The following is a 23,229-nucleotide window of genomic DNA, read 5'->3' on the forward strand; positions in this document are numbered from 1 at the left end:
TTCGCCGACCTGAAAAGCCCTCAAAAGCTCCCGGGAAGGCCAGACGAATCCTGATGGGGAACTCAATGTCGTTCATCGGCCGTGACATGGCTGTCGACCTCGGGACCGCCAACACGCTGGTGTACGTCAGGGGTCGCGGGATCGTACTCAACGAGCCGTCCGTCGTCGCGATCAACACGAACACCGGTGGAATTCTGGCAGTCGGTGCCGAGGCCAAGAAGATGATCGGGCGGACCCCCGGCAACATCGTTGCCGTGCGTCCGCTGAAGGACGGCGTGATCGCCGACTTCGAGATCACCGAGCGGATGCTCCGCTACTTCATCCTGAAGATCCACAAGCGGCGGTATCTCGCCAGGCCGCGCGTCGTCGTGTGTGTCCCCTCGGGCATCACCGGCGTCGAGCGCCGCGCCGTCATCGAGGCGTCGTCCCAGGCCGGCGCCCGCCAGGTGCACATCATCGAGGAGCCCATGGCGGCCGCCATCGGCTCCGGTCTGCCGGTCCACGAGGCCACGGGCAACATGGTGGTGGACATCGGCGGCGGCACCACGGAGGTCGCGGTCATCTCCCTCGGCGGCATCGTCACCGCGCAGTCCATCCGCGTCGCGGGCGACGAACTGGACAACGCGATCATCCAGCACATCAAGAAGGAGTACTCCCTCCTGCTGGGTGAGCGGACGGCCGAGCAGATCAAGATCACGATCGGTTCGGCGTACGACCTCGACGCTGACGAGCACACCGAAATCCGCGGCCGGGACCTCGTCTCCGGACTGCCCAAGACCGTCGTCATCTCGGCCGCCGAGGTCCGCAAGGCGATCGAGGAACCCGTCAACGCCATCGTCGACGCCGTCAAGACGACCCTGGACAAGTGCCCGCCGGAGCTCTCCGGCGACATCATGGACCGCGGAATCGTTCTGACCGGCGGCGGAGCCCTGCTGCGCGGCCTGGACGAGCGGCTGCGCCGGGAGACCGGCATGCCGATCCACATCGCCGAGGACCCGCTGGACAGCGTGGCGCTCGGCTCCGGCAAGTGCGTCGAGGAGTTCGAGGCACTCCAGCAGGTGCTGGACGCCCAGCCGCGCAGATGACGTAACTCTTCGATTCCGCCGTACGAGATGATCTCCTCTCGTGCGGCGGATCGTTGATATCGAGGCATAAGCTCCCATAAACGCAACTTCAATGAGAAGGGCACGGCCGCCGCACGTGAGGGACACACGAGAGAGCCGGCTGCTCCTGGTGCTGCTGATCGCCGTCGCGTTCGCGCTGATCACGGTCGACATCCGCGGCGGGGAGGACTCACCGGTCGACGGTGCCCGCCAGGCCGCGGCCGCCGTGTTCGGCCCGGTCGAGGACGGTGTGTCGTCCGCGGTGAACCCGGTCGGCAACGCGGTGTCGGCGATCCGCGACTCCGGCGAGCGGCACGACCGGCTCGCCGAGCTGGAGAAGGAGAACGCCGCCCTCAAGGCCAAGCTCGGCAGCGACGACCGCAACTCCAGCCGCCTCAAGCAGCTCGACAAGATGCTGAAGATCGCCGGCGAGGGCCAGTACGGCATCAAGGGCGCCCAGGTCATCGCCATAGGAGCGGCCCAGGGCTTCTCCTGGACCATCACCGTGGACGTCGGCGCCCACGACGGCATCCAGCGCGACATGACCGTCCTCAACGGCGACGGCCTGGTCGGCCGCGTCACCACGGTCGGCCCCGACACCGCCACCGTGCTCCTCGCCAACGACCCCGACTTCACCGTCGGCACCCGCATGGAGGCCTCCGACGAGCTCGGCTTCGCCTCCGGACAGGGCGACCGCCCGCTGCGCGTGGAACTCCTCAACGGCAAGGCCGACGTGAAGAAGGGCGACCGTCTGGTCACCTTCGGCTCCCAGGCCGACAAGCCCTTCGTGCCCGGCGTGCCGGTCGGCGTGGTCTCCCGCGTCGACCCCTCCGGCGGCGACCTCACCCGCACCCTCTACGTCACCCCGTACGTCAGCTTCACCAAGCTCGACATCGTCGGCATCGTCGTCGAGGCCCCGAAGAAGGACCCGCGCGACACGGTGCTGCCCGCCAAGCCGAAACCGACGCCCACGCCGACCGTGACGGTCACCGTCACCCCGTCCGCCAACGCGCCGCTCGACGGCGAGATCCAGCAAGAGCAGTAGGAGCTGTACCTGATGCGCGTCAACCGGATCCTGCTGTCGTCGGCCCTGATCGTCGTCGCCCTGGTCGTCCAGGTGAGCGTCCTCGCCCGCCTCCACCTCCCGGGCGCCGTCCCGGACCTGCTGCTCCTGACCGTGCTGGGCCTCGCCCTGGTCTACGGCCATGTCGGCGGCGCCCTCGTCGGCTTCGGCGCCGGCCTCCTCGCCGACCTCGCCCCGCCCGCCGACCACGCGGCCGGCCGGTACGCCCTGGTCCTGTGCGTCATCGGCTATCTCGCCGGACTCGCCAAGCCGGAGAACGGCCGCCTCAAGTCGGCCACCGGACCCATGGTCGTCGTGGTCGCCGCCGCCCTCGGCACCACCCTGCTGTACGCCGGGGTCGGCGCTCTCGTCGGCGACACCACCGCCCGCCATGTCGGCCTGCCCAGCCTGCTGTTCACGGCCGCCCTGTACGACCTGCTGCTCGCCCCGTTCGTCGTCCCCGGCATCATGGCGCTCGCCCGCAAGGCCGAGAACGACCCGCTCGCCGAGACCAGCTCCGCGGCCAAGTCCGCGGACATCTCCTCCGGCTGGCTCTCCTCCGGCACCGGCCTCAAGATCGGCGGCCAGCGCGGGGGCCTGGGCGGCCTCAAGAACAAGGCACGCACCCGTACGGCCCGCGTGGGCCGCATCAAGGGAGTCAAGCGGCTGTGACCCCACGGCAGTTGGCGGACCCCGTTCACAGGTTCGCCGTATATGACACATACACACACTGAGAGGGGGCGGCAGCCGCAGTGACCAACATCCCCGAGACCGGACGGACCCCACGGGTCCAGATCCGACTCGTCGTCATCCAGATCCTCGTGCTGTCCCTCCTCGGCACCCTCGGCGGACGCCTCTGGTACCTCCAGATCCGCGAGGGCGACGAGTACGCCAAGGAGGCCTCCGGCAACCACGTCCAGCAGGTCGTCGAGCCCGCCGTGCGCGGCTCCATCCTGGACGCGCGCGGAGTGCCCCTCGCGGACAACGAGACCCGGCTCGTGGTCTCCGCCTCGCGCACCGACCTGCTGAAGATGCGGGACGACGGCAAGGCCGTCCTCACCAAGCTGGCGGGCGTCCTCGGGATGAAGCCCGCCGAGGTGATCCAGAAGGTCCGCCTCTGCGACGCCAAGACGCCCCAGCCCTGCTGGAACGGCTCGCCCTACCAGCCGATCCCCATCACCGACGAGGCCACCGCCAAGCAGGCCCTCCAGATCCGCGAGCGCGCCGAGGACTTCCCCGGCATCACCGCCGAGCCGCAGGCCGTGCGCCGCTACGCCGCCCCCGGCAAGGCCAACACCGCCCAGGTCCTCGGCTACCTCTCCCCGGTCACCGACGAGGAGATCACCAAGGCCCAGGACACCGACTCGCCGTACCTGCGCTCCGACCAGGTCGGCCGCTCGGGCCTGGAGCGCCAGTACGACAAGCAGCTGCGCGGCAAGGCGGGCGTCACCCGCTACGAGGTCGACAACCTCGGCCGGGTCATCGGTCAGGCCGAGGCCGACGAGGCCCAGCCCGGCGCCAACCTCGTCACCAGCATCGACGCCCGCGTCCAGCGAGTCGCCGAGTACGAGCTGCACAATGCGATGAAGATCGCCCGCCAGCAGTTCGACAAGATCACCGGCGAGAACTACAAGGCCGACTCGGGCGCCGTCGTCGTGATGGAGGCCAAGACCGGCCGGATCGTCGCGATGGCGTCCGCCCCGACCTACGACCCGAACGTCTGGGTCGGCGGCATCTCCGCCAAGGACTACAAGAACCTCACCAGCAAGAACTCCGACTACCCGCTGCTCAACAGGGCCATACAGGGTCAGTCCGCGCCCGGTTCGACGTTCAAGGTGGTCTCCACGGCCGCCGCGGTCGAGGCCGGCTACGAGTGGGACGGCGGCTACCCCTGCACGAGCTCGTACTCGGTGGGCGGCCAGGTCTTCAAGAACTTCGAGGGCGAGAGCTTCGGCCCCATCTCCCTCGGCCGCGCCCTGGAGGTCTCCTGCGACACCGTCTTCTACGGTCTCGCCGACCGGGAGTGGAAGAAGGACGGCGGCATCAACCCCAAGAAGGGCGAGCCGAAGGACTACTTCTACAAGGCGGCCCACCAGTTCGGCCTCGGCAAGGAGACCGGCATCGACCTCCCCAACGAGGTCACCGGCCGCGTCCCCGACCGCCAGTGGAAGGAGTCGTACTGGAAGGCCAACAAGGACGCGTGGTGCAAGACCGGCAAGAAGGACGGCAGCTACGTCGAGAAGATCGCGTACGAGAACTGCCTCGAAGGCAACAAGATGCGCGAGGGTGACTCCATCAACTACTCCATCGGTCAGGGCGACACCCTCGTCACCCCGATCCAGGAGGCCAGGATCTACGGAGCGCTCGCCAACGGCGGCACCATGTACCAGCCGAGCATCGGCAAGGCGATCATCAGCGCCGACGGCAAGACGGTCCAGGAGATCAAGCCCAAGGCGACCGGCCGGCTCCCGGTCAGCAAGGCCACCCTCAAGGGCATGGACGCCGCCCTGGAAGGCGTCGTCACCCGCGGTACGGCCGCCTGGAAGTTCGGCGGCTGGCCGCAGGACAAGATCCCGCTGCACGCCAAGACCGGTACCGCCGAGGTCTACGGCAAGCAGACCACGTCCTGGCTGGCCACCTACTCCAAGGACTACACGGTCGTCATGACGATCGCCCAGGCCGGTACCGGCTCCGGCGCCTCGGGTGAGGCCGTGCGCCACATCTACAACGCCCTGTACGGCGTCGCGGCCGACGGCACGATCGACAAGAAGAACGCGCTGCTGCCGAGCCCGCAGACGAGCCTGCCGAAGATCCAGACCGACGGGACCATCAAGTCCCCGAAGATCTCCAAGGACCCGGCCAAGGACCAGCGGGTGAGCCAGGAGGGCGCGCCCGAGCCGGACGAGTCCCAGCCGGCCGCGACCGTGAACACCGCGACGGGCGGGAACCGTCTCACCCGTCGCCGGCGCCGTGCGCGCGGAAACCGGAGGATGCTCACATGACCGGGGCGAACAGCTTCCAGGTCTCCGGGTACGGCCCCGAGCGCGCGGGCTGGACCCGGCTGCTGGCCCGTGACTCGCTCGCCCGCCGGCTCGACTGGCCGATACTGTTCTCGGCCCTCGCGCTGTCGATGATCGGCTCGCTCCTGGTCTTCTCGGCGACCCGCAACCGCACCGAGATCAACCAGGGCGATCCGTACTACTTCCTGATCCGGCACGTCATGAACACCGGCATCGGGTTCGCCCTGATGATCGGCACGGTGTGGGTCGGCCACCGCACCCTGCGCACCGCCGTGCCCCTGCTGTACGGCGCCTCGGTCTTCCTGATCCTGCTGGTGCTCACCCCGCTGGGCTCCACGGTCAACGGCGCCCACTCCTGGATCGTGCTCGGCGGCGGCTTCTCGCTCCAGCCCTCGGAGTTCGTGAAGATCACGATCATCCTGGGCATGGCGATGCTGCTCGCGGCCCGGGTCGACGCGGGCGACAAGCCCTACCCCGACCACCGCACGGTCCTCCAGGCCCTCGGCCTCGCCGCCATCCCGATGCTGATCGTGATGCTCATGCCCGACCTCGGGTCGGTCATGGTGATGGTCATCATCGTGCTCGGTGTGCTGCTCGCCTCCGGCGCCTCCAACCGCTGGGTCTTCGGCCTGCTCGGCGCGGGCACGCTCGGCGCGGTCGCGGTGTGGCAGCTGCACATCCTGGACGAGTACCAGATCGCCCGCTTCGCCGCCTTCGCCAACCCGAGCCTCGACCCGGCCGGCGTCGGCTACAACACCAACCAAGCCCGGATCGCGATCGGTTCCGGCGGTCTGACCGGCGCGGGCCTCTTCCACGGCTCGCAGACCACCGGCCAGTTCGTCCCCGAACAGCAGACCGACTTCGTCTTCACCGTCGCCGGTGAGGAACTGGGCTTCGTCGGCGCGGGCCTGATCATCGTCCTGCTCGGCGTCGTCCTGTGGCGCGCCTGCCGGATCGCCCGCGAGACGACCGAGCTGTACGGCACGATCGTGGCCGCCGGGATCGTCGCCTGGTTCGCCTTCCAGGCCTTCGAGAACATCGGCATGACCCTCGGCATCATGCCGGTCACCGGCCTGCCCCTGCCGTTCGTGTCGTACGGCGGATCATCGATGTTCGCGGTGTGGGTGGCGGTGGGGCTGTTGCAGTCGATCAGGGTGCAGCGGCCTATGTCGGCGTAGGGGGCGCCTGGTTCGCCGTGGCTGGTGTGCCGCGGATGGTGGAGGCTGGAGTGCCGGGGTCGGCGGTTCCCTGTGTGCCGCCGTCCGCGGTGGCCGGAGTGCCCCGGCCGCCGTGGCCGGAGTGCCCCGACCGATGGTGGTCGGAGTGCCCCGACCAATGGTGGCCGGAGTGCCCCGACCGGCGGCGGCCCCCTGCCGTCACCGGCGTTTGACCACTAGATTCGGGTCATGGCGGACACAAAGCGGGAGATCGAGCGGAAGTACGAGTCCGACGACAGCGGGCTGCCGGACCTGACCGGAGTCGCCGGCGTCGAGGCCGTCGTCGACAAGGGCATGGCGAGTCTGGACGCCACCTACTACGACACAGCAGACGAACGCCTGATGGCGTCCTCGATCACCCTGCGCCGCCGCACCGGCGGGTCGGACGCGGGCTGGCACCTCAAGCTCCCCGTCTCCGAGGGCGTACGCGACGAGATCCGCGCCCCGCTCTCCGACACCCTCCCCGACGAACTCGCCGCCCTGGTCCGCTCCCGCACCCGGAACGTGGAGCTGCTGCCCGTCGTCCGGCTGCGTTCGGACCGCGATGTACGCCACCTCCTGGACGCGGACGGACAGTTGCTCGCCGAGGTCAGCGTGGACGCCGTGCACGCCGAACGGCTCAGCGGCGGCGTCGGCGACGCCCAGTGGACCGAGATCGAGGTGGAGCTCGCCGACGACGGCGACCCCGCCTTCCTCGACAAGGTGGAGAAACGGCTGCGCAAGGCGGGCGTACGACGCTCCGGGTCCTCCTCGAAACTGGCCAGGGCCCTCGCCGAGACGGCACCGAAGAAGCAGGCCGCCGGCCCCGGGGGCCCCGTGACCGCCGGCGACCACGTCCTCGCGTACATCCGGGAACAGCGGGACGCGATCGTCGCCCTCGACCCCGCCGTCCGCCAGGACACCGAGGACTCCGTGCACAGCATGCGCGTCGCCACGCGCAGGCTCCGCAGCACCCTCAAGTCGTACGGCAAGGTCCTGGACCGGACCGTCACCGACCCGATCGGCGACGAGCTGAAGTGGCTCGCCGGCGAACTGGGCGTGGACCGCGACCGCGAGGTCCTGGCCGAACGGCTGTCGACGGCCCTCGACGAGGTGCCCGGGACGCTGGTCTCGGGGCCCGTGGCCGAACGGCTGCGCGTCTGGGCGGGGGACAGCCCCGGCGGGGCGAGCGCGCGGCTGATCGGCGTCCTGGACTCGCACCGCCATCTCGCGCTGCTCGACGCCCTGGACGCGCTGATCGCCGACCCGCCGCTGCTGAAGGCCGCCGGGAAGAAGCCGCACAAGGTCATCGCCAAGGCCGTGACGAAGGACTTCAAGAAGGTGTCCAGGCTGGTCGGCCAGGCGCTGGAGCTGGAGCCCGGCACCGAGCGTGACGTGGCGATCCACGAGGCCCGCAAGAAGACCAAGCGCACCCGCTACGCGGCCGAGGCGGCCCGCCCCGTTCTCGGCAAGCCCGCCAAGTCCATGGTCAAGTCCATGAAGTCGCTCCAGAACCTGCTCGGGGAGCACCAGGACAGCGTGATGGCCCGCGGCACCCTGCGGGAGCTCTCGGCGGTCGCCCACGCGGCGGGGGAGAGCGCCTTCACGTACGGGCTGCTGTACGGCCGTGAGGAGCAGCGGGCGGCGACCGTGGAGGCGGAGCTGCCGGGATTCTGGGACGGCGTGAAGGGCGCGGCGGACGGGCTCTGAGGCATCGGGGCGTACGGGGGCGGATGTGCTCCGGACCCTCGGGGCGTACGGGGGGTGCCCATCGCCGCGTTAGGCTAGATGGTCACCCCTGTCAGCCCATGGAAGTGCGAGATGTCAGCCGAAACCGCCGCGTCGGTGTTCCCGCAGCTCGAAGCTCTGCTCCCGCATGTGCAGAAGCCGATCCAGTACGTCGGCGGAGAGCTCAACTCGACCGTCAAGCCGTGGGAGTCCTGCGACGTCCGCTGGGCGCTCATGTACCCGGACGCCTACGAGGTCGGCCTGCCCAACCAGGGCGTCATGATCCTCTACGAGGTCCTGAACGAGCAGGAGGGCGTCCTCGCCGAGCGCACCTACAGCGTGTGGCCGGACCTGGAGGCCCTGATGCGGGAGCACCACGTCCCGCAGTTCACGGTGGACAGCCACCGCCCGGTGGGCGCCTTCGACGTGTTCGGCCTGTCCTTCTCCACGGAGCTGGGCTACACGAACATGCTCACGGCGCTGGACCTGGCGGGCATCCCGCTGGAGTCCAAGGACAGGGGGCTGGACGACCCGATCGTCCTGGCCGGCGGCCATGCCGCCTTCAACCCCGAGCCGATCGCGGACTTCATCGACGCGGCGATCATCGGCGACGGCGAGCAGGCCGTGCTCGACATGACGAAGATCATCCGTGACTGGAAGGCCGAAGGCAGGCCGGGCGGCCGCGAGGAGGTCCTCTTCCGCCTCGCGAAGACCGGCTCGGTGTACATCCCGGCGTTCTACGACGTGGAGTACCTCCCGGACGGCCGTATCGCCCGCGTGGTCCCCAACAAGTCGGGCGTCCCGTGGCGCGTGTCGAAGCACACGGTCATGGACCTGGACGAGTGGCCCTACCCCAAGCAGCCCCTGGTCCCGCTGGCCGAGACGGTCCATGAGCGCATGTCGGTGGAGATCTTCCGCGGCTGCACCCGCGGCTGCCGCTTCTGCCAGGCGGGCATGATCACCCGCCCGGTCCGCGAGCGCTCCATCACGGGCATCGGCGACATGGTCGAGAAGGGCCTGAAGGCGACGGGCTTCGAGGAGGTAGGGCTCTTGTCCCTCTCCTCGGCGGACCACTCCGAGATCGGTGACATCGCGAAGGGCCTGGCGGACCGGTACGAGGAGGACAAGATCGGCCTGTCCCTCCCCTCCACCCGCGTGGACGCCTTCAACGTGGACCTGGCGAACGAGCTGACGAGGAACGGCCGCAGGTCCGGCCTGACCTTCGCCCCCGAGGGCGGCTCCGAGCGCATGCGCAAGGTCATCAACAAGATGGTCTCGGAGGAGGACCTGATCCGCACGGTCTCCACGGCGTACGGCAACGGCTGGCGCCAGGTGAAGCTGTACTTCATGTGCGGCCTGCCGACCGAGACCGACGAGGACGTCCTCCAGATCGCCGACATGGCTACCCGGGTGATCGCCGAGGGCCGCAAGGTCTCCGGCCAGAACGACATCCGCTGCACGGTGTCGATCGGCGGCTTCGTCCCCAAGCCGCACACCCCGTTCCAGTGGGCGCCCCAGCTCTCCGCCGAGGAGACGGACGCGCGCCTGGAGAAGCTCCGCGACAAGATCCGCGGCGACAAGAAGTACGGCCGCTCGATCGGCTTCCGCTACCACGACGGCAAGCCGGGCATCGTCGAGGGCCTCCTCTCCCGCGGCGACCGCCGCATCGGCGCGGTCATCCGGGCCGTGTACGAGGACGGCGGCCGCTTCGACGGCTGGCGCGAGCACTTCTCCTACGACCGCTGGATGGCCTGCGCCGACAAGACGCTGCCGGCCTTCGGCGTGGACGTCGACTGGTACACCACCCGCGAGAAGACCTACGAGGAGGTCCTCCCCTGGGACCACCTCGACTCGGGCCTCGACAAGGACTGGCTCTGGGAGGACTGGCAGGACGCCCTCGACGAGACGGAGGTCGAGGACTGCCGCTGGACACCGTGCTTCGACTGCGGGGTGTGCCCGCAGATGGACACGGCCATACAAATCGGTCCGACCGGGAAGAAGTTGCTTCCGCTGACGGTCAAGAACGCGGGTCCGGCGCCGGCGGCGAGCGGTCACTCTCATTGAGGTGAGTGAGGCGTAGCGGCGCATCGCGGGGGAGAGTCCGGGGCCGGGCTCTCCCTCTTCCGGGACGAGTGCCCCACATCCGGAATGCCGGGTCGGCGCCCGCCATTCTGGGCGGGCGCCGGCGCGAGCATGAGTGGCTGAGCGGGGCTCAGGGTGTGAGGACGACCTTTTCGCAGTGGTCCTGCTTGTTCTTGAAGAGGTCGTAGCCGGTGGGGGCCTCGGTCAGGGGGAGGCGGTGGGTGATGATCCGGGTCGGGTCGATCCTGCCCTGCTCGATCAGGTCCAGCAGCGGCTTCATGTACTTGTGGACGTGGCACTGGCCGGTGCGCAGGGTCAGGGACCTGTTCATCCAGGCGCCCGCCGGGAACTTGTCGATCAGGCCGCCGTAGACGCCGATGACCGACACCACGCCGCCGCTGCGGCAGGACATGATGGCCTGACGCAGGGCGTGCGGCCGGTCGGTCTCGGAGCGGACCGCCTGCTTGGCGCGGTCGTAGAAGGCGACATGGGAGGCGCCGTGGGTGGCCTCCAGGCCGACCGCGTCGATGCACTTGTCGGGGCCCCGGCCGCCGGTGAGGTCGAGCAGGGCCGACCGTACGTCGGTGTCCTCGAAGTTGATGGTGGCGTAGCCCTGCGCGGCGGCCATGTCGAGCCGGTAGGGCTCCTTGTCGATCGCGACGACCTTCTCCGCGCCCAGGACCCGTGCGCTGTCCATGGCGAACTGGCCGACCGGCCCCGCGCCCCAGACGGCCACGACGTCCCCGTCCTTGATGTCGCACATCTCGGCGCCCATGTACCCGGTCGGCAGGATGTCGGAGAGGAACAGCACCTGTTCGTCGGTGAGGTCCGACTCGATCTTCAGGGCGTTGGCGTCGGCGAGCACCACGCGGGCGTACTCGGCCTGGCCGCCGGCGAAGCCGCCGGTGAGGTGGGAGTAGCCGTAGATCCCGGCGGTGGGGTGGCCGAACATCTTCTCCGAGACGCCGGCGTTGGGGTTGGTGTTCTCGCAGCACGAGTACAGCTCCGCGCGGCAGGACGCGCAGGCGCCGCAGGCGATGGGGAAGGGCACCACGACCCGGTCGCCGACGCGGAGGGTGCCGTCGCCGATGCCGGGGCCGACCTCGATGACCTCTCCCATGAACTCGTGGCCCATGATGTCGCCCTTTTGCATGGTGGGGACGTAGCCGTCGAGCAGATGGAGGTCGGAGCCGCAGATCGCCGTGGAGGTGATCTTCACGATGGCGTCGCGGCTGTTGAGGATCGACGGGTCCGGCACCTCCTGCACCTCGACCGAGTTGCGTCCCGTCCAGCAGTTCGCCTTCATGCCAGGGCCTCCTTCAGTTCGTCCTCGGTCAGCGGTCGGGCGGGGTGCTGCGGGAACTCGCCGCGGGCCTTCTTGCCGCCGGGCGCGCCCTCGGATCGGACGACCTCGCCGATCTCGGCGATCTGCTTGAACCGGCGCAGGTCGTCGTCGAGTTGCTGGTGCGGTTCCTCGCCGAAGTAGCGCGCCGCGGCCTTCCCGAGTGCTCCGCCGGGCAGGTCGTAGCGCAGGGTCACCCGGACCTCCGTGCCCCGGTCGCCGGGGGCGGGTGTGAAGCGGACCTCGCCGGAGTTGTCGATGTCGGCGCCTTCCACCGACCGCCAGGCGATCACCTGGCCGGGGATGTCCTGGGTGGTCTCGGCGTCCCACGCGACCGCCTTGCCGAACGGCGCACTGGCCTGCCAGTGACTGGTGCGCGGGCCGGTGACGCGTACCTCGTCCAGGTGCGCCATGAAGTCCGGCAGCCGTTCCAGGTCCCGCCAGAGGGCGTACACCTCGTCCGGGGGCTGGGTGACGGTGGTGGCCGCGGTCAGTTCCATCCGGGTGCTCCTACGAGTTCGGGTCACGGCCGCGTAGACGTCCGTGGCGGTGAGGGCGGCGACCGCGGCGGTCGCGGCCACGGTGCGGCCGAGACCGCGCCCGTCGTGGTTCTTCAGGGCCCGGGTCAGCATCGTCAGGTCCATGAGGTCGCCGCCGACGCGGGCCCAGAGCCAGACGGGGTGCGGCCGTCCCAACAGCCCGGCGGCTGCCGTCAGTTCACGCACACCGACGGCGGTCGTGGCCGAGCGGTGCCGGAAGGCGTCGTCCACGCCGAGGGCGCGCGCGAAGCCGGCCGGGGCGGCGAGCTGGGGCACGCCCAGGAGCGCACTGGCCCAGCCGAGGCCGCGTACGAGCGGATCGTGTCGTAAGCGGGAGGTGGAGCGGGTGTGTGTCGTCATGGGTCTTCCGCGAGGGGACGTGAATCGGGGGGGGGGGAGGGAAGCGGGACCGCTGCCGGGCGCCCATGGCGCGTCCGGCAGCGGCAGGTGAGTGCCGACGGCTCCGGTCGGCTTACTTCTTACGGCCGTTGCCGTGTCCGTCGGGGTGCAGGACCACCTTGGTCCAGCCCTCGTCACGGGCGTCGAAGTGCTCGTAGGCACTGGGGGCCTCGGCCAGGTCGAGTTCGTGGGAGACGAGGAAGCTGGGCTTCGCCTTCCCGCCGGCGATCAGGTCCCGCAGCGCGCGGTTGTACCTCTTCACCGGCGCCTGCCCGGTCCCCATGCGCTGGCCCTTGAACCACATCAGTCCGAAGTCGATCGGGACCTTGCCCTGGGCTTCCAGCTCCCCCTGGGCGTCCTTGCCGCCGGGGTCCTCCGGGAGGAACACGCCCACCACGCCGATGTCGCCGGTGAACCTGACCGTGTCGATGAGTCCGTTGAGGGTGAGGCTCGCGTCCTCCTGACCCCCGGGGTCGTGCGCCTGGTAGCCGACGCATTCGCAGCCGTTGTCGGCGCCCAGGCCGAGGGTGGCTTCCTTGACGACCTCCGCCGGGTCCTGTTCGGCGGTGTTGATGGGGATGGCCCCGATCTCCTCCGCCTTGCGCAGCCGGTCGGGCTGGTGGTCGGCGACCCAGACGCGTCCTGCGCCCTTGAGGAGGGCGGAGTAGGCCGCCATCAGTCCGACGGGACCGGCGCCGAAGACGATCGTCTGGTCGCCCGGCTTGACGTTGGCCATCTCGGTGGCGTGGTACCCGGTGGGGAAGATGTCGGCGAGCATCACGTAGTCGGTCTGCCGCTCGGCGGCGTCCTCGCCGAGGCGCAGCGCGTTGAAGTCGCCGTAGGGCACGCGCAGCAGTTCCGCTTGGCCGCCCTGGTAGGGGCCCATGTCGGCGAATCCGTAGGCGGCTCCGGCGAGAGCGGGTTCCGGCTGCATGGTCAGGCAGTAGTTGGTCAGGCCCCGCTCGCACTGCTTGCAGAACCCGCAGGCGACGTTGAACGGCAGGACCACGTACTCACCGACCTGGACCTTGCGGACGGCCGGACCGACCTCCACGACCTGGCCCATGTTCTCGTGTCCCAGGGTGCGGCCGGTCTCGAACGAGGTGCGGCCCTCGTACATGTGCAGGTCGGAACCACAGATGTTGGTGGCGGTGATCTTGACGATGATGTCGCAGGGGTGTTCGATCTTGGCGTCCGGTACGTCCTTCACGGTGACCGTTCGCGGTCCTTCATATACCGCTGCTTTCATGGTGACTTCCCTCGGTGCCGCGGCATGACGGCGGCACGGCGATGATGAGACGCACAGCGAAGCCTGACTCCTGGAAGTGCTGGGCCGGTGGTGCGGTCGTGGCTCCGGCATGTCTCCGTGGGCCGTTCACCCGGATCGGGCGGAACGGTGGTTCGGCCGCCGGCCCGGCAGGTCGGTCTTCGGTGTCCCGAGGTGTCCCGAGGTGTTCCGGCGGCGTTTGGTGCGGGTCCCCAGGGTCCTCCGGCACGAAACGACATCTTTGTGATCGATCAGTTCTGTGCCGAACGGCCGAGGAGGTCCGCAGGTGGTGCTGTCGCACGTGTCGGCTGGTGGACGAGGTGGGGTGGGATGATCCCGCTGGACGACCGGCGGTTCCTCGCCGCGGTCCGGGTCGGTGACGTGTGCCGCGGGACCGTCGCCGCCGTTTCGCGGTCCGGGATGGAGGTGACGCTCGACGGGTTCCCCGCCCGGCCGCTCGGGTCGGTGGGAGTGCTGGACGCTTCCTGGCGCAGGCGATTCGCCGATGTGGCCGTGGTCGGACGAAAGGTCGCCGGTGAGGTCGTCGCCGTGGACCTGGACGCGGGGCGCGCGCTGCTGTCGACGGCGGCGACGGAGAACCCCGAGCTCTGGGCGTTCCTCAAACGGCTTCGATGCGGGGAGGTCCTGACCGGGACGGTGGCGGCGATCGAGCGGTTCGGGGTGTTCGTGGCGCTCGACGAGGGGCCCGGACATCCGATCCATCCCGGCGTAGGGTTCATCACCTACCCCGAGCTGTCGTGGCGTTGGTTCGAGGACGTCTCCGAGGTCGTCGAGGTCGGGCAGCGGGTGGCGTGCGAGTTTCTGCAGTTCGACACGACGAACGGCGAGGCCCGGCTCTCCCTGCGGGCCACTCGGCCGGACCCCTTCCAGAGCTTCGCCGACGGCGTCCGGGCGGGCCGGCGGCTGACCGGGCGGGTGACCAAGCTGGTCCCCTTCGGCTTCTTCGTGGAGGTCGCCGACGGCATCGAGGGCCTGGTGCATCTGTCCGAGCTGGGCCTGCCGCCCGAGGCGGGCCCGATGTCCTCGGTGGCCGTGGAAGAAGCCGTGCGGCCCGGGGACCGGCTGACGGTCTACGTCAAGGACGTCGACCGGGAGCGGCGCCGGCTGTCGCTGTCCCTGCGACAGCCCTGAGCGCCTGCCGCTACGACCGGTTCAGCCTGAGCGCCTGCCCCTACGACCGGTTCAGCGGGCGTCCTCCGCCTCCGGGCCGTACAGTGCCGCGATGTTCTTGGACGACGGCCAGCGGCTGTAGGTGGGGGACTGGGGCCAGTTCTCGGGGCTGTCCTGCCATTCCTCCTGGCGGCCGTAGGGGAGGAGGTCGATCAGGGGGAAGGTGTGGCTGAGCTGTTCGGTGCCGCGGCCCGCGGTGTGCCAGGTGCGGTAGACGATGTCGCCGTCGCGCAGGAAGACGTTGACCGCGAAGCCGCCGTCGGGCGGGGCGCCCATGTCGGTGCCGAAGGGGCTGCCGGCGGTCGAGTACCAGGTCATCCGGTTGCCGACCCGGTGCCGGTAGGCGAGGGCCTCCTTGATCGGGCCCTGGGTGACCACGACGAACCGCGCGTCGTAGGCGTCCAGGAACTCCAGGCGGGTGAACTGCGAGGTGAACCCCGTGCAGCCCGGGCACTGCCATTCCTTGCCGGTGAACCACATGTGGTGGTAGACGATCAGCTGCCGCTTGCCGTCGAAGACGTCCGCCAGCCGTACGGGGCCGTCCTCGCCCTCCAGGGTGTAGTCCGGCATCTCCACCATCGGCAGGCGCCGGCGCTCGGCGGCGATGGCGTCCAACTCCCGCGTGGCGGCCTTCTCACGGGCGCGGAGTTCTTCCAGGCGGTGCTGCCAGGTCTCGGTGTCGACGACGGGTGGGAGCGCGGGTGCGGTCATGGGTTCCCTCACAGGGTGTGCGCGCAGCGGTCTCTTCTGAGAGGACAGACCGCGGCGGCCACCGGAACTCATCGGTCGCCCCGCGGCAGGACCAGGGCGGCGGACTGCCCGCCGTGGCCCTCCCGCTCACGACCGGGACCGCTACTTGCTCGCCGCGAAGCGCATCAGGGCCAGTTCGTCGCCCTGCTTGATCTTGCCTGTCACGTTGATGACCTCGAGCTTCCATGCGGTGCCGACCCGGATCGCCTTGGCGACCGCGCAGCCGTTGTCCGTGGTGAGCATGCTGGGCCAGATGTCGGCGACCTGCTGGGAGCTGCCGCCGGTGGCGTCGTAGACCTTGAAGCTGATGTTGCGGGCCTTCTGGAAGGAACTGCCCTTCTTGTAGGCCGCGGCGACGAAGACGATCGACGTGATGTGCGGGGGGATCTTCGCGAACTCGACGGTGACGGTCTCGTCGTCGCCGTCCCCGTGGCCGGTCTGGTTGTCGCCGCTGTGCAGCAGGGAGCCGTTGCCGATGGGGTCGAGGGAGTCGAGGCCCGCGAGGCGTACCGGGTCGCCGTCGTGCATGGCGATGGCGATCAGGTCGAGGTCCGTGCCGGACTTGCGGCGCAGTTTGCCGATCACTCCGCCGCTGGCGCCAGCCGTGGGGTCCCAGGAGACCCCTATGGACAGGTGGGTGACGCCGTCCAGGTCGGCGGGGCCGTCTTCCTTCGTGAGCGTAATCATGGGGACATACTGCACGGGTCCTCGCCATCATGAGGAGATGCCCCGGCTGACCCCGCCCGACGCCCGGTTCCAGGCCTCCTATCTCGACGCCGTACGGGAGTTCACGGAGGCGGACCGCGATCCGGCCGCGCTGCTGGGCGAGGAGCCCGGGCCCTACGCGAAGTCCTGGCGCGAGCCGGAGGGGTTCGCCGCCTACGTGGACATGCTGCGCGCGGAGGCCGAACGCCCGCGCAGACCCGACTGGGTGCCGATGACCACCCTCTGGTACGTCCAGGGCGACACCTTCCTGGGCATGCTCTCGATACGGCACCGGCTCAACCCGTATCTGCTCGAACTCGGCGGCCACATCGGCTACGCGGTCCGCCCGAGCGCCCGGCGGCGGGGACACGCCACCGCGATGCTCCGGGCCGCGCTGCCCGTCTGTCGTCAACTCGGCATCACGCGGGCCCTGATCACGTGTGACGTCACCAACACCGCGTCTCGTAAGGTGATCGAGGCCAATGGCGGAGAATTCGAGGATCGGCGCGGTGTGAAGCTGCGGTTCTGGATCCGGACGGGGAACTGAGGCGTCTACGTCGTTATGGACCTGGAGAAGCAGCCCGCGCCGGGGCAACCGGCGCCCGAGGGGTGTCTGACCGTCGCCGTCCGCATCCCCGTACGGATCGTCGTGCTCGTGCTGGTCGTGCCCGTGCGCATGGTGTGGGACGCGCTCGTCGTGGTCGGGCGGTTCCTGCGGGACGGCGTGCTGCGGCCGTTGTGGCGGGCGCTGGTCGTGTGGCCCCTGACGGCCCTGTGGCGGTACGTCGTGGTGCCCCTCGCCAAGGCGGTCGGATGGCTCGGCAAGGTGCTCCTCGTCATCCCCCTGGTGTGGCTCTACCGGTACGTGCTGACCCCGGTCGGCCACGGCATCGCCTGGGTCGCGCGCGGGATCGCGGCCGCGCTGGAGTGGGTGTACGCGCGCGTGCTCACCCCGATCGGGCACGGGATCGTGTGGCTCCTCACGGGTGTCGGAGCCGTCCTCGCCTGGATCTTCACGCCGGTCTGGCGCGCCATCGCCTGGTGCGCCGGCGGGCTCGTGTGGCTGGCGGGCACGATCGTCAAGGGCATCGGTGTCGCCCTGTACTGGATCGCCCGCGTCCTGCTCGTGCTGCCCGCCGTCGCCCTGTGGCGCTGGGTCCTCGCACCCGTCGGACGCGTCCTCGCCGTCGTCGGACGGGAGGTGTGGGACGCGCTCGGGCACGCCTGGCGGATCGCCGGGCGCATCTCGCTCGCCGTCGGACGGTTCCTCGGGACCCTCCTGCGGTGGATCTTCGTGGAGCCGGTGCGCTGGGTGTACCGCACGGTGCTGACCCCGGTCGGGCACGTGGTCCGGGACGTGGTGCTGCGCCCGGTCGCCGAGGCCGCCCGCAGTGTGGGCCGGATCACCCGGGCCGCCCTCGCCTCCGCCCGCGAGACCGTGCGCGAGGCCCGCGCCGACTTCCGGCGCATGCTCTTCGGTGAACCCCGTGCGAGGGAAGCGGTGGCCCGGCGGGAACCGACGGGCGCCGACACACGTACTCTTGGTAGCAGTACGACCGCACTCACGAAGGACTGAGCGACACTGGGCAAGCGACAGCCCGAAGGCCCGCCGCCCGCACCGGCGGTGCAGCGCATCCGACTGCGCTACACCAAGCGCGGCCGCCTCCGGTTCACCAGCCACCGCGACTTCCAGCGCGCCTTCGAGCGTGCGTTGCGCCGCGCCGAGGTGCCCATGGCGTACTCGGCGGGGTTCACACCGCATCCGAAGGTGTCGTACGCCAATGCCGCACCCACCGGCACGGGCAGTGAGGCGGAGTACCTGGAGATCGCGCTCACCCAGGCGCGCGACCCGGAGAAGCTGCGGCTCCTCCTCGACGAGTCGCTGCCCACCGGGCTCGACGTCGTCGACGCGGTCGAGGCCAGGACCTCGGGGCTCGCCGACCGGCTCACGGCTTCCGTCTGGGAGCTCAGGCTGGACGGAGTGGAGCCGGCCGAGGCCGAGCAGGCGGTCGCCGCGTTCAACGCCGCCGAGGCGGTGGAGGTCCAGCGCACCACCAAGAACGGCCTCCGGACCTTCGACGCCCGCCCCGCGGTCGTACAACTCGAAACGCACAGTGAACCTGCTGATAGGCCGACGGACCAGCCCTGTGCGATACTGCGGCTGGTTGTTCGGCACGTGACGCCTGCCGTACGACCCGACGACGTCCTGTCCGGTCTCCGCGCCGTGGCCGACCTGGCGCCGCCGGTCCCCGCTGCGGTGACCAGGCTGGCGCAGGGGCTGCTCGATGAAGAGACCGGCACGGTGACCGACCCGCTCGCGCCCGACCGCGAGGCGGTCGAGGCCCCCTCAACGGCCGAACCGACCGCCACCGCGAAGGCGCCGGCGTAGGGAAGGTCCCGCGAAGGACGGGCGTCGTAGCGCAGCCCTCGTACTCGGGAGCCACCTGGGTCGGGCAGCGCACCCACACAGAAGACTTTCGCCAGGCCGTAGCCAAGAGGGCGTACGGAACCGGCGAGACAGGACACAGAGAGCTCCCGTGCGGCGCCCGCGCCCCGGACGGCGGCACCGCGCATCGCGCGAGCCGCGGACGTCACCGGCAACTCCGCCGGACCAGGCGCGGCGCCCGGGAGCCTGACGGGAGACAAGCCCGCATGCTCGAACCGACCGAAGCCGCAGAGTCCGCCACGGACTCCGAAGCCAACACCACCCCTAGCGACACCCTGCCGCCGCGCCGTCGGCGCCGTGCCGCGTCCCGGCCGGCGGGTCCGCCGACCGACGCCGCCGCCCCGGCCGAGGAGGTCGTCGCCCCGGCCATACCGGCCGCGGAGGCCGAGGACCTCGTCACCGACGAGGAGGAGAAGCTCGACGAGAGCGTCGACACCGTCGACTCCGTCGAGAGCACGGAGACCGAGGCACCGGCCGAGGCCGCCGCGCCCGCCGCGCGACCGCGTCGGCGTGCCACCCGCCGGGCGTCCGCGCCCGCCGGTTCCCCCGCGGCGGCCGAGGCCGCCGAGACCGTGGTGCCCGTGGCCGCCGAGGCGCCCGCCGAAGACGTGACCGCGCAGAGCGCACCCGCCGTCGAGGCCACGACCGAGGACGCGGCTCCGGCGCGCCCGCGTCGGCGTGCGACCCGCCGTGTGTCGGCGCCGGCCGCGGCTCCGGCCGAGACCGCGGCAGCCGAGACCGGGACCGAGACCGAGGCCGTGGTGCCGGTCGTCGCCGCCACCGAGGCCGCCGACGAGACGCCCGCCGCGGAGACCCCCGCCCCCGCCGCGCGCACCCGGCGCCGGGCCACTCGGCGTGCCGCCGCGCCCGCCGGGGCCCCTGAGACCGCCGAGCCGGTGACCGCGGAGGCGCCCGCCGAGGCCCCCGCGCCCGCCGAGGCCCCCGCGCCCGCCGAGGTCGCGGAGGCCGAGGACGCGGCTCCGCGTCGCCGCCGCCGTGCCACCCGTCGCGTGTCCGCCCCGGCCGCCGAGAGCGCCGCGCCCACGGAGAGCGCCGCGCCCGCCGAGAGCGCTGCCGAGGAGAAGCCCGCCGCCGAGGCGCCCGCCGAGCCCGTCACGGAGGCTCCCGCCGCGGAGGCCACCGTCGAGGACGCCGCCCCCCGTCGTGGCCGTCGCCGGGCCGTGCGCCAGGCCGCCACCGGATTCTCCGAGCCCGCGCGGCGAGCCGCCGGCACCGGGGACGAGGAGAACGGCTCCCGGCGCCCCGCGCGGCCCGCGGTCGCCGTGTTCCAGGCCCCCGTCTTCACCGAGCCGCAGTTCCAGACCCCGCAGCGGGCGGCCGCCGAGGCCGCCGCCGAGGCGGAGGCCGGTCGGGACGAGCAGGCCGAGGCCGTCGCGTCCGCCGAGCCCGTCGAGGCCCTGGAAGCCGTCGCGGAGACCACCGAGGAGCAGACCGGGTCGCGGCGCCGCCGCCGGCGCCGTGGTGCCCCCGAGGAGCCCGAGGCGCGGGAGACCGCCGTGTCCGCCACCGAGGCCGTCGTCGAGGAAGAGGAGACGGACGAGGGCGCCGAGGACTCCGTCGACGAGGACGAGACCGAGGACACCGGTTCGCGTCGGCGCCGTCGTCGCGGTGGCCGTCGCCGCCGCCGGGGCGAGTCCGCCGAGGCCTCCGGTGACGAGGACTCCGACGACTCGGACGAGCCCGCCGCCGAGCAGTCCTCCCAGGACGACGAAGAGGACGAGGACGACGAGGACGCCCGTTCCGACGAGTCCGGCGGGTCCAGCTCCAGCAGCCGTCGCCGCCGTCGCCGCCGGCGCCGGGCCGGGGACGCGTCCACCGACGCCGAGCCCGGTGACGGCGACCCCGAGCGGACCGTCGTCAAGGTGCGCGAGCCCCGTCCGAAGGCCGAGCCCTCCGACGAGGTGCAGTCCATCAAGGGCTCGACCCGTCTGGAGGCCAAGAAGCAGCGCCGTCGCGAAGGCCGTGAGCAGGGCCGCAGGCGTGTGCCGATCATCACCGAGGCCGAGTTCCTCGCCCGCCGCGAGGCCGTCGAGCGGGTGATGGTCGTGCGCCAGCACGGCGAGCGCACCCAGATCGGCGTGCTCGAGGACGGCGTGCTCGTCGAGCACTACGTCAACAAGGAGCAGGCCACCTCGTACGTCGGCAACGTCTACCTGGGCAAGGTCCAGAACGTCCTGCCGTCCATGGAGGCCGCCTTCATCGACATCGGCAAGGGCCGCAACGCGGTCCTCTACGCCGGTGAGGTCAACTTCGAGGCGCTCGGCATGGCCAACGGGCCGCGCCGCATCGAGAGCGCGCTGAAGTCCGGCCAGTCCGTGCTCGTCCAGGTCACCAAGGACCCGATCGGGCACAAGGGCGCGCGTCTGACCAGCCAGGTCTCCCTGCCGGGCCGCTACCTCGTGTACGTCCCCGAGGGTTCGATGACCGGCATCAGCCGCAAGCTGCCCGACACCGAGCGGGCGCGTCTGAAGACCATCCTCAAGAAGATCGTCCCCGAGGACGCGGGCGTCATCGTCCGCACCGCCGCCGAGGGCGCCTCCGAGGACGAGCTGCGCCGCGACGTCGAGCGGCTCCAGGCGCAGTGGGAGGACATCCAGAAGAAGGCCAAGAGCGGCAACGCCCCGACGCTGCTCTACGGCGAGCCGGACATGACCGTCCGGGTCGTCCGCGACATCTTCAACGAGGACTTCTCCAAGGTCGTCGTCAGCGGTCAGGACGCCTGGGAGACCGTCCACGGATACGTCTCCCACGTCGCCCCCGACCTCGCCGAGCGGCTTCAGAAGTGGACCTCCGAGGTCGACGTCTTCGCCACGTACCGGATCGACGAGCAGCTCGCCAAGGCGCTGGACCGCAAGGTCTGGCTGCCCAGCGGCGGCTCGCTGGTGATCGACCGGACCGAGGCGATGGTCGTGGTCGACGTCAACACCGGCAAGTTCACCGGCCAGGGCGGCAACCTGGAGGAGACGGTCACCAGGAACAACCTGGAGGCGGCCGAGGAGATCGTGCGTCAGCTGCGGCTGCGCGACCTCGGCGGCATCATCGTGATCGACTTCATCGACATGGTCCTGGAGTCCAACCGGGACCTGGTGCTCAGGCGTCTGCTGGAGTGCCTGGGCCGGGACCGGACCAAGCACCAGGTCGCCGAGGTCACCTCGCTGGGTCTGGTCCAGATGACCCGCAAGCGGGTCGGCCAGGGCCTGCTGGAGTCCTTCTCCGAGACCTGCGTCCACTGCAACGGCCGCGGCGTCATCGTGCACATGGAGCAGCCGAGCTCCGCCGGTGGCGGCGGCAAGCGCAAGAAGCGCGGGCGCGGCGGCGACGGGCACGAGCACACCCACGAGGCCGCGGTCGCCGTGGAGGCTCCCGAGGCTCCGGAAGAGGTCGAGACCGAGGCCGAGCTCGCCGCCGAGGTGGCCGAGCCGATCTCTCTGGCCCCGACCGAGTTTGCGCCGGACGAGGAGCTGTACAGCAGCGTCGCCGAGGCGGAGGCCGCGGCCACGCGCGGACGGGGTCGTCGCAGGACGAGCCGTCGGGCGTCGGCTCCGGCCGGTGCGCCGCGCGGCGGGTCGCGCAGGTCGGGCGGGACCGAGGAGCCGGCCGTCGAGGAGGGCCCGGTCTCCGAGAGCACCGAGGTGCCGACCGCTCAGACGGTGCCCGCCGAGGTCGAGGCCGAGCGTCCCGTGCAGCCGGAGACGGCCGCCGAGGCCCAGGCCGCGCCGGCCGCCGCGGAGGACCCGGTGGTCGAGGCGGCTCCCGCGGCCGAGGAGGCGGCACCGAAGGGCCGTACCCGTCGTCGGGCCACCCGCAAGGTGTCCGCACCCGCCGGGTCGCCCGCCGGGGCGGAGGCCACCGTGGTGACGGTCGCCGAGGCCGCGCCCGAGCCGCAGGCGGAGGAGGCCCCGGTGGCCGCGCCGACCGAGGCCGAGGCCGAGTCCGAGCCGGTCGCCGAGAGCGCCGCCCCGGCACGTCCGCGTCGCCGGGCCGTCCGCAAGGCCACCGCGCCCACCGCGTCCGAGGAGGCGGCCGTCGTGGTCGTGCCTTCCGCGGAGGCCCCGGCCGAGCCGGCGGAGCCCGTCGTGGAGGGGGAGTCCGCCGAGGAGGCGGCTCCGGCCAAGAAGACGGCCCGCAAGACGGCCAAGAAGGCCACGGCGAAGAAGGCCGCGACCAAGAAGACCGTCGCCAAGAAGACGGCGGCGAAGAAGACCGCCGCCAAGAAGACGACCGCGAAGAAGGCGGCGTCGAAGAAGACGGTGGCGGCCGAGCAGTCGTCGCAGCCGTCCGTCTCGTCCCAGACCGACGAGGCCTGACGGACGAGGCCTGACGGACGAGGCCTGACGGACGAGGCCTGACGGACGGTCACCGCATGATTTCGGCCAA

General features: G+C 71.0%; 17 protein-coding genes. 12 read left to right on the plus strand and 5 right to left on the minus strand.

The annotated features are described in order from the left end of the window. The first annotated feature begins 65 nt into the window (after positions 1-65). The 7 genes from AQJ54_RS07800 (at position 66) to AQJ54_RS07830 (ending at position 10,174) form a co-directional block, all read left to right on the plus strand. On the plus strand, positions 66-1,085 hold the full coding sequence (locus AQJ54_RS07800) for a rod shape-determining protein (protein ID WP_004931372.1): 1,020 nt from the start codon (positions 66-68) through the stop codon (positions 1,083-1,085). Between the two features lie 115 nt (positions 1,086-1,200). Next, a complete protein-coding gene (gene mreC / locus AQJ54_RS07805; protein ID WP_062027580.1) occupies positions 1,201-2,148 on the plus strand; it encodes a rod shape-determining protein MreC in 948 nt (315 codons plus the stop codon). 12 nt (positions 2,149-2,160) lie between these two features. Further along, positions 2,161-2,838 (plus strand): rod shape-determining protein MreD, encoded by a 678-nt coding sequence (gene mreD / locus AQJ54_RS07810; protein ID WP_020136169.1) that lies wholly within the window; start codon positions 2,161-2,163, stop codon positions 2,836-2,838. Between the two features lie 80 nt (positions 2,839-2,918). Further along, the gene (gene mrdA, locus AQJ54_RS07815) at positions 2,919-5,168 is read left to right on the plus strand and encodes a penicillin-binding protein 2 (RefSeq protein ID WP_062235389.1); all 2,250 of its coding nucleotides are present in this window, start codon (positions 2,919-2,921) and stop codon (positions 5,166-5,168) included. Beyond that, on the plus strand, positions 5,165-6,364 hold the full coding sequence (gene rodA, locus AQJ54_RS07820) for a rod shape-determining protein RodA (protein WP_062235392.1): 1,200 nt from the start codon (positions 5,165-5,167) through the stop codon (positions 6,362-6,364). Before mrdA ends, rodA begins: the two co-directional genes overlap by 4 nt. A gap of 228 nt (positions 6,365-6,592) precedes the next feature. Next, positions 6,593-8,092, plus strand: coding sequence for a CYTH and CHAD domain-containing protein (locus tag AQJ54_RS07825; RefSeq protein ID WP_062235394.1), 1,500 nt, complete (start codon positions 6,593-6,595; stop codon positions 8,090-8,092). Positions 8,093-8,203: 111 nt separating this feature from the next. Beyond that, entirely contained in the window at positions 8,204-10,174 is a 1,971-nt protein-coding gene (locus AQJ54_RS07830; RefSeq protein ID WP_062235396.1) for a TIGR03960 family B12-binding radical SAM protein, read from the plus strand. 148 nt (positions 10,175-10,322) lie between these two features. Here AQJ54_RS07830 and AQJ54_RS07835 read toward each other — a convergent pair whose 3' ends face one another. The 3 genes from AQJ54_RS07835 to AQJ54_RS07845 all read right to left on the minus strand — a co-directional run bounded on the left by AQJ54_RS07835 (position 10,323) and on the right by AQJ54_RS07845 (position 13,721). After that, complete coding sequence (locus AQJ54_RS07835) at positions 10,323-11,498, minus strand: zinc-dependent alcohol dehydrogenase (protein ID WP_062235400.1); 1,176 nt, start codon at positions 11,496-11,498, stop codon at positions 10,323-10,325. Further along, on the minus strand, positions 11,495-12,433 hold the full coding sequence (locus tag AQJ54_RS07840) for an SRPBCC family protein (protein ID WP_062235404.1): 939 nt from the start codon (positions 12,431-12,433) through the stop codon (positions 11,495-11,497). The genes AQJ54_RS07835 and AQJ54_RS07840 overlap by 4 nt, the downstream gene beginning before the upstream one ends. 112 nt (positions 12,434-12,545) lie before the next feature. Then, positions 12,546-13,721: a glutathione-independent formaldehyde dehydrogenase gene (locus tag AQJ54_RS07845; protein ID WP_062235407.1), complete on the minus strand. Its 1,176-nt coding sequence runs from the start codon at positions 13,719-13,721 to the stop codon at positions 12,546-12,548. A 348-nt stretch (positions 13,722-14,069) separates the two neighbouring features. Here AQJ54_RS07845 and AQJ54_RS07850 point away from each other — a divergent pair, with 348 nt between their 5' ends. Beyond that, entirely contained in the window at positions 14,070-14,891 is an 822-nt protein-coding gene (locus AQJ54_RS07850) for a S1 RNA-binding domain-containing protein (RefSeq protein ID WP_062235410.1), read from the plus strand. A 51-nt stretch (positions 14,892-14,942) separates the two neighbouring features. On the opposite strand, the gene AQJ54_RS07855 is transcribed toward AQJ54_RS07850, so the two are convergent. Together AQJ54_RS07855 and AQJ54_RS07860 are read right to left on the minus strand one after the other, a co-directional pair. Beyond that, positions 14,943-15,641, minus strand: a complete 699-nt coding sequence (locus AQJ54_RS07855; protein WP_062235414.1) for a DUF899 domain-containing protein — start codon at positions 15,639-15,641, stop codon at positions 14,943-14,945. Positions 15,642-15,782: 141 nt separating this feature from the next. Further along, positions 15,783-16,367 carry a TerD family protein gene (locus tag AQJ54_RS07860; protein WP_062027615.1) on the minus strand — a complete coding sequence of 195 codons (585 nt, stop codon included), beginning with the start codon at positions 16,365-16,367 and terminating at the stop codon, positions 15,783-15,785. Positions 16,368-16,404: 37 nt separating this feature from the next. On the opposite strand from AQJ54_RS07860, the gene AQJ54_RS07865 reads away from it, so the two are divergent. The 4 genes from AQJ54_RS07865 (at position 16,405) to AQJ54_RS07880 (ending at position 23,159) form a co-directional block, all read left to right on the plus strand. Continuing rightward, entirely contained in the window at positions 16,405-16,932 is a 528-nt protein-coding gene (locus AQJ54_RS07865) for a GNAT family N-acetyltransferase (protein WP_062235417.1), read from the plus strand. Between the two features lie 15 nt (positions 16,933-16,947). Then, a complete protein-coding gene (locus tag AQJ54_RS07870) occupies positions 16,948-17,961 on the plus strand; it encodes a hypothetical protein (RefSeq protein ID WP_062235419.1) in 1,014 nt (337 codons plus the stop codon). 48 nt (positions 17,962-18,009) lie between these two features. Next, positions 18,010-18,774: a TIGR03936 family radical SAM-associated protein gene (locus tag AQJ54_RS07875; RefSeq protein ID WP_062027621.1), complete on the plus strand. Its 765-nt coding sequence runs from the start codon at positions 18,010-18,012 to the stop codon at positions 18,772-18,774. A gap of 263 nt (positions 18,775-19,037) precedes the next feature. After that, positions 19,038-23,159: an Rne/Rng family ribonuclease gene (locus AQJ54_RS07880; RefSeq protein ID WP_062235422.1), complete on the plus strand. Its 4,122-nt coding sequence runs from the start codon at positions 19,038-19,040 to the stop codon at positions 23,157-23,159. The last annotated feature ends 70 nt before the right edge of the window (positions 23,160-23,229 follow it).

Source organism: Streptomyces griseorubiginosus, from assembly GCF_001514195.1.
Taxonomy (GTDB): Bacteria; Actinomycetota; Actinomycetes; order Streptomycetales; family Streptomycetaceae; genus Streptomyces; species Streptomyces griseorubiginosus.

Coding starts and splice junctions, on each gene's coding strand:
- AQJ54_RS07800 (WP_004931372.1), top strand. CDS start 66: ATGTCGTTCATCGGCCGTGACATGGCTGTCGACCTCGGGACCGCCAAC.
- AQJ54_RS07835 (WP_062235400.1), bottom strand. CDS start 11,498: ATGAAGGCGAACTGCTGGACGGGACGCAACTCGGTCGAGGTGCAGGAG.
- AQJ54_RS07880 (WP_062235422.1), top strand. CDS start 19,038: ATGCTCGAACCGACCGAAGCCGCAGAGTCCGCCACGGACTCCGAAGCC.
- AQJ54_RS07825 (WP_062235394.1), top strand. CDS start 6,593: ATGGCGGACACAAAGCGGGAGATCGAGCGGAAGTACGAGTCCGACGAC.
- AQJ54_RS07845 (WP_062235407.1), bottom strand. CDS start 13,721: ATGAAAGCAGCGGTATATGAAGGACCGCGAACGGTCACCGTGAAGGAC.
- rodA (WP_062235392.1), top strand. CDS start 5,165: ATGACCGGGGCGAACAGCTTCCAGGTCTCCGGGTACGGCCCCGAGCGC.
- mreD (WP_020136169.1), top strand. CDS start 2,161: ATGCGCGTCAACCGGATCCTGCTGTCGTCGGCCCTGATCGTCGTCGCC.
- AQJ54_RS07850 (WP_062235410.1), top strand. CDS start 14,070: ATGATCCCGCTGGACGACCGGCGGTTCCTCGCCGCGGTCCGGGTCGGT.
- AQJ54_RS07855 (WP_062235414.1), bottom strand. CDS start 15,641: ATGACCGCACCCGCGCTCCCACCCGTCGTCGACACCGAGACCTGGCAG.
- AQJ54_RS07840 (WP_062235404.1), bottom strand. CDS start 12,433: ATGACGACACACACCCGCTCCACCTCCCGCTTACGACACGATCCGCTC.
- AQJ54_RS07860 (WP_062027615.1), bottom strand. CDS start 16,367: ATGATTACGCTCACGAAGGAAGACGGCCCCGCCGACCTGGACGGCGTC.
- AQJ54_RS07870 (WP_062235419.1), top strand. CDS start 16,948: ATGGACCTGGAGAAGCAGCCCGCGCCGGGGCAACCGGCGCCCGAGGGG.
- AQJ54_RS07830 (WP_062235396.1), top strand. CDS start 8,204: ATGTCAGCCGAAACCGCCGCGTCGGTGTTCCCGCAGCTCGAAGCTCTG.
- AQJ54_RS07865 (WP_062235417.1), top strand. CDS start 16,405: ATGCCCCGGCTGACCCCGCCCGACGCCCGGTTCCAGGCCTCCTATCTC.